Here is a 3,668-nt window from a genome sequence, read left to right as displayed (position 1 = left end):
TCACACAACTACAGCACAAGTTAACTGATGTCCTCAAAGAAATTACACCTGAAATGATTGCCTCTCTCACTTCTTACGACTTTATCCTTGAAGCCTTATTTAGCGCAGCTTCATAAAGAATTGGTATAACAATGGCTGTATGTATTTGGTATCGTTAGCAAAAAATCACATTAACGTTGAGATTTACATCTGCATTTGGGAATAATAAACCAACTGCTAGTTATCTTAAATATGGCGTTTTTAGACAAAATTAACTGGAAAATTCTACATAAAAAACCTCAAAATAATTCTGGAATAGATCCATCTATCGCTAGCCAAAACCCTGTAGTACCAAAGCCTGCAACACCATTAACACCAAAAACTCTTGCTGAACTAGAAAATAAAATGGCCGCAGAGGCGCGGGTTTTGAGCAAAAACTCTCAGCGATCGCCCAGCAAACCCAAGCGGGGTATCGGTAGTAAAATTATCTGGGTAATAATACTCTTTGGTATTCCCGTTAGTGTGGTTTGGTTGGCAAACCAGCCTTATCCAGTGATTCGCCGTCCTGTGGCGCAGAATGTGCCTTTTTTGCTGTTACCTAGCTATATGAACATGGATAATCACTATCGACAGGCGCTAACATCGATTGAACAAGCAGAACAATTGATTGAACAAGCCACTAGTGCAGCAGATTTAGCTTTAGGGGAACAGAAGCTTCAAGAGACACAAGAGCATCTAGATGAGTTGCCAACTTGGCTTGTCAACGATAGGTCAGAATACAAATATTGGTGGTATGACCAACGGTTCAGCATCTACGGTTTTAATACAGCTCGCAGCAAAGTTGGGTTGTTAGCAGCTAAAGTCTTTCAAGAAAAGAATGCTCAGACATTGCTCACTGATGATACACAAGCGTTATTGAGCGCAAAACAGCAATATAAACAGGCTTCTACAGTAACAGATAAACAAAGTGCGATCGCAGCTTGGCGTTCAGCGCTCAATCAGTTAGAGCAGATTCCTAGTCAAACTTTGGCTGGAAAAACAGCACGCCAGCAACTAGACCTCTACGAGCGTGAGTTTCAAGAAATTGTCGGTCTTGCTGCTGGGAATGAGCGCATCAGCACCATAATTGCAGCAGCGCGGCAATTTTCCTGGCAAGCAGCTAAAGCTGGACAAAATCCACCTCATGCTATAAATGAATGGCAACAGATAGAACATTTGTGGCAACAAGCAATTAATCGGCTACAAGAAGTTTCGTCACAAGACTTGGTAGGTTATGCCGAGGCGCAGAAATTGCTAGCAACTTACGAGACTAATTTAGGTCAAGTCAAGATTAGACGGCAAGCAGAGCAGGATGCTGTATATGCTTTAGAGGCGGCACAACAGCAAATTGAAAGCTTGATAGCTTCGCTTCCCTCTGATGCTCAGTCTGTGGATCGCAATCGCATGTTCAGCCAATTACAGAGCATTATTAATCAATTAGAAAAAGTGCAAAATGGCACAACAGCTTATTTAAAAGCTCAAGAACTACTGCTATCGGCAAAGAATAAATTACAGGAGCTACAGCCGAAATAAATGGTCAGTTACGTAAGATTATAGCGATCGCCTAATTTATGCCTTTGGCCTTGGCTTCTTAGACAAATCTATGCTATCTTTGATAATCGTGTAGTTAAGGACGTATAGCTCAGTTGGTTAGAGCGCTACGTTGACATCGTAGAGGTCACTGGTTCGAATCCAGTTACGTCCATTTAAATAGTTGTACGGTAACAGATGATTTCTTATTCAGCTTTTTTGGCGTGAATAGTAAGCAGCGATGCCTGCGGCAACCCTTCGGGAACGTTAATCTTTCGCTTTATCCTGTAGACTACCTTGAATCAGCTGGTTTGGCTCCTCTATGACAATTTCGGTTTTAGCTGCTTGATTTTGAAAGATAGAAATCAATCTACCGTAGCTCCATTAATGGACGCTAACTCAATACTGTTTTTGGACTTCTAGTAATTATGATTTTTGCTCGGCTTTGGCTTGAATCTCACTCTAAACTTGCTCTCGGATATTGTCCAACTTAGGTATAACAATACTTCCAGCAGAGTAAGTTTGAGCGATCGCAATAATCTCTTTCACCATTAATCTGTCTATATATTCCCCCAGCTTTTCCCCAACACGGCGATTGAGCAGACGTATGTTTACACCTGATAAACAATGAACCCACTTTAGTAATTTGGTTGGCATACAGTGAAGAACTTTGTGAACAAGCAGTTACAGAATTTAAAAAAGCATAGGAACTGTTTAGGCGATCGCACCATTTCAACCTATCGCTTCTGGGGTAGCCATGAGTTAGACTTAGCACAAGCTCAAGATGGCTTAGTAGTAGCAGGATTAGCGAAAGTCTATCACGCCGCCAAAAAGAGTATTCGCTATTGCGTTTCAAAAAATTTAATGCTGATGCTGTTACAGGTTATACCCCAAAATGAGAGAGAGAACGGCTGATTCAAAGTTTTAAATTAGATACCTGCAAAGCATTAGCCAAAAAAGGACTCGCGGAAATTATTTGGTTAAAAGTCAATCAACAAGCCCAAATTGATTTTAGGATATATAGAAAAAGTCTGCTCTGGCGGTGCTTCCTTGCTCTGCGTGATGGCTGCTAATAATGAAGTAGGGACAATTTACCCAGTACAAAAAATTGGGGCGATCGCTCAAAAATACAATATCCCTTTCTTATGTGATGCTTCCCAAGCAGTTGGTAAAACTCCCCTTAACTTTCAAGACTGGGGGATTACTTATCTAGCTATTTCTGGACATAAACTGTATGCACCCAAAGGCATTGGTGCATTAGTAGTGAGAAAAAGTAAGCATCTGCAACCGATTATTTACGGTGGTGGACATCAACAGGGACTCAGATCAGGTACGCTCAATGTACCCGGAATTGTTGGCTTAGGGGAAGCTTGTAAATTGAGGCAATTAGAGATGGAAACAGATGAAACAGCGATCGCAACTTTGCGAGATCAACTGCAAAACCTGCTACAAGCTGCAATTTCTGACTTAGTGGTGAATGGAGACTTAAACAACCGTTTATCAGGGAACTTACATATTTCTATCCCTGACATTCCTAATAGTGCCATTATTGCTAGAATCCGTAACCAATTAGCGATTTCTACAGGTGCAGCTTGTTCATCAGGTGTTGTTGCACCATCTCACGTTTTACAAGCTATGAATATTTCAGAGAATATAATTGAGGGCGCGTTAAGAATTGGTATTGGTAAATTTACAACCAAAGCAGAAATCGAAAAAACATCCTCTTTAATAATCAGTGCAGTAAATGAAATTCATCAACTTCTCTAAAAATCTACAAAAAAAGAATTACCATCAGTTACCCTCCTTATCTTAATAATTAGAAAATTGCTTTGTGGTGCTTACACTATCCATCAAACCACAATCTAGTAATCTTAAATCTAGTTCCACAATTGGAACTAGATTAACGATCGCCTGTCCTTAAATCGGCTTCTGAAACTTTACCATCTCCCCAAATGCCAGAAAATAATTCTATCTACAAAGCCGGAACCTTAAACCTAGTAGTCTGCCAAGGTAACTTTGCTAAGTAAAACCTCTAATTGGTAAAATAGCCAAAAACGGGGTGTAACATGGCGAAAAAGTACATTGTTGACTTGAATAAAGATGAAGTTTCCCAGCTACAA

The 3,668-nt window shown here is 40.3% G+C and carries 4 protein-coding genes and 1 tRNA gene; 4 read left to right on the top strand and 1 reads right to left on the bottom strand.

All coding sequences use genetic code 11. The features are described from left to right. Positions 1-231: 231 nt before the first annotated feature. Together FNW02_RS37680 and FNW02_RS37675 are read left to right on the top strand one after the other, a co-directional pair. Positions 232-1,551, top strand: coding sequence for a hypothetical protein (locus tag FNW02_RS37680; protein ID WP_191762556.1), 1,320 nt, complete (start codon positions 232-234; stop codon positions 1,549-1,551). Positions 1,552-1,649: 98 nt separating this feature from the next. Then, positions 1,650-1,723: transfer RNA gene (locus FNW02_RS37675), tRNA-Val, on the top strand. Positions 1,724-2,010: 287 nt separating this feature from the next. Here FNW02_RS37675 and FNW02_RS37670 read toward each other — a convergent pair. Further along, positions 2,011-2,205 (bottom strand): hypothetical protein, encoded by a 195-nt coding sequence (locus FNW02_RS37670; RefSeq protein WP_191762555.1) that lies wholly within the window; start codon positions 2,203-2,205, stop codon positions 2,011-2,013. Positions 2,206-2,220: 15 nt separating this feature from the next. Here FNW02_RS37670 and FNW02_RS37665 point away from each other — a divergent pair, with 15 nt between their 5' ends. Further along, positions 2,221-2,463 (top strand): hypothetical protein, encoded by a 243-nt coding sequence (locus FNW02_RS37665; RefSeq protein ID WP_191762554.1) that lies wholly within the window; start codon positions 2,221-2,223, stop codon positions 2,461-2,463. A gap of 90 nt (positions 2,464-2,553) precedes the next feature. Further along, positions 2,554-3,315 carry a cysteine desulfurase family protein gene (locus FNW02_RS37660; protein ID WP_225226306.1) on the top strand — a complete coding sequence of 254 codons (762 nt, stop codon included), beginning with the start codon at positions 2,554-2,556 and terminating at the stop codon, positions 3,313-3,315. The last annotated feature ends 353 nt before the right edge of the window (positions 3,316-3,668 follow it).

The organism is Komarekiella delphini-convector SJRDD-AB1, from assembly GCF_014831675.1.
Lineage (GTDB): Bacteria > Cyanobacteriota > Cyanobacteriia > Cyanobacteriales > Nostocaceae > Komarekiella.
This window is presented reverse-complemented; position numbering and strand designations above follow the sequence as displayed.

What these genes read in the sequence shown, in the direction of transcription:
- FNW02_RS37680 (WP_191762556.1), top strand. Translation starts at nt 232, where the DNA reads ATGGCGTTTTTAGACAAAATTAACTGGAAAATTCTACATAAAAAACCT.
- FNW02_RS37670 (WP_191762555.1), bottom strand. Translation starts at nt 2,205, where the DNA reads ATGCCAACCAAATTACTAAAGTGGGTTCATTGTTTATCAGGTGTAAAC.